Consider the following 1,969-nt stretch of genomic DNA (forward strand, 5'->3'; position numbering starts at 1 on the left):
AAAAATCAACGAAGGGGACATCATCTTGTTTGTAGCTATCTTATGACGCTCTCTTAGACCAGTTATTTGAACTGTAGTCCAAACCCAATCCTTGCCGTTAAAAACTTTGATTTCGACTTGATCAAAGCCATGTAGTTTATAGCATTGACCCTTGTACAGAGCTGGATAGCAGCCAGTATCAGCGTTTAACCTTGGTGGCTTGCTATCTTTTCTTTTTCGGACACCAGACTGCCATTCACGGTATCGAGTCACATAACTACTAACCTGCCCAGCGGCAAAGGCGATTGCTGATCGGCGATAATAACTGGGAAATTTATAAAAAGCTTTATTGAATTGAGGGTATTTAATTAAGGCTCGCTTGGCCGTCTTATGCATCAGACGCTCGACAGCAGGAGTTAACTGATCTGCTGTTAAACAACCTAACTCAGACCAATGAGTGTAAATCACACCAAGCAAGTACCGACAAGCGCGGCGATAAACCTTAACCGTTTCCCCAAATAGTAGTTTTTGCTCGGAAGTTGGGTTAAGTCGCCACTTGTCTGTTCTTATGACCTTGGTCGGTGTTTTCACGCTTTCTAATAAACTCGTTTATAGTTAATATTTTAGCTCACAAAAGGTAATACGGCAATCAAGTAATTAATGTTCCAGGTTTTAAAGTTGGTATCAGCGTGGACTAACCCCCACCTGAACGTTCGCGCAGCGTGGCCGTAGGCCAGGTGGGGGAATGCGTCTCACGGCTTGTTCAAGAAGAGCGCCAGTGTGTTTTACTTAACCGGACAATTCTATGTAGAATTCTGTTGGGCTAGATAGTCAGCCCACAGCCTGCGATACCATTCAACTGTAGCGTGAATGACAATAAGCACTATGGAGCCTGATTCTCTACCGACAGAGTTAATTTTGACCCACCCACGTCAGACCATTGGCAATGTTCAACTCGATTGGATACCTCAACCCGGTAACTATCTCGACTTTAAAGGTAAAACCTACACAGTTTTAGAGCGCCACCACCGCTACTGTCTTAAGTCAGGGCGCTATCGTTTGCATAAAATTGCTCTGTATGTGCAGTCTTCTCCACACCCTAGTGAAAAAAGCCTGCTCCAGGGGCGTTGGGTGATTGGGGATGCCAGCTGTTATTTCAATGCTCACTCTGAATTGATTCGTTGTGCTGTCAATCCAGACGGACCCTGTGATTCTTGCCGCTTTTACAAACCCTTGAAAACCGGAACTAACTAGGGCTTGCTGAATAAAAGTAGGAGGCTTGCTAGATAAGGGTTTCAAGCCTTTTTTTTTCCAATAAGTGCAAGGATTAAGCAATCCACAAGCTCAAAACATGAGCACAAATGATGAAAATCACTGCTTGTCTTGCACGGATGAGCACTCCGGAACTATTGCCTCTTGCCTCTTGCCTCTTGCCTATCCCTACCCAAATACTTTTTCAGCACACCCTAACTAACTAAGGATTACCTAGAACTTCTCCTACTTCTAAACGCATACCATTGGCAAAATCCCAAGCAGATTGAGCACGTTTGCCAGCTAATTGCACTTGCTGCAACAACAACAATCCCTTTCCAGTTTGAATAATTGGACCGATTCCCTTCGCAATCTTTACAACTTCTCCAGGACGACCTGAACCAACATCAAGAGTAGACCACTCCTGCGATCGCATTTTTAACTGTGAAGGCAACTCGGATAAGTAAGCCGAATCTAAAGGAGCAGTGGCACTGATTTTCAGAGATTTACCCCGAAATGAGGTAACGCAGTTTGGGAAAAATCCCCGAATCTGATTGTGTAACTCCAAGTTGGACCGTGACCAATCTAGGCCATAATCTGACTTTTGAATCAGTGGTGCATAGGTAGCCTCAGAGTGATCTTGAGGAATTGGTTGGATTTCCTGTAACTCTTGCTTCAGTAGGGTTTCAATCAACAAATCAGCTCCCAAAGTGCTCAGAGTTTGTGCCAAATGCTCGGC

General features: G+C 44.4%; 1 protein-coding gene and 2 pseudogenes. 1 reads left to right on the forward strand and 2 read right to left on the reverse strand.

Features of this window, described 5'->3' with window-relative positions:
* A pseudogene (locus F6K49_RS44340) lies at positions 1 to 570 on the reverse strand (IS200/IS605 family accessory protein TnpB-related protein); the annotation flags it as partial.
* A 294-nt stretch (positions 571 to 864) separates the two neighbouring features.
* On the opposite strand from F6K49_RS44340, the gene F6K49_RS44345 reads away from it, so the two are divergent.
* Entirely contained in the window at positions 865 to 1,233 is a 369-nt protein-coding gene (locus F6K49_RS44345; RefSeq protein ID WP_075895763.1) for a DUF6464 family protein, read from the forward strand.
* A 220-nt stretch (positions 1,234 to 1,453) separates the two neighbouring features.
* Here F6K49_RS44345 and F6K49_RS44350 read toward each other — a convergent pair.
* Positions 1,454 to 1,969 (reverse strand): annotated as a pseudogene (locus F6K49_RS44350) (methionyl-tRNA formyltransferase); the annotation flags it as partial.

The organism is Moorena sp. SIO3I6, from assembly GCF_010672095.1.

What these genes read in the sequence shown, in the direction of transcription:
- F6K49_RS44345 (WP_075895763.1), top strand. Translation starts at nt 865, where the DNA reads ATGGAGCCTGATTCTCTACCGACAGAGTTAATTTTGACCCACCCACGT.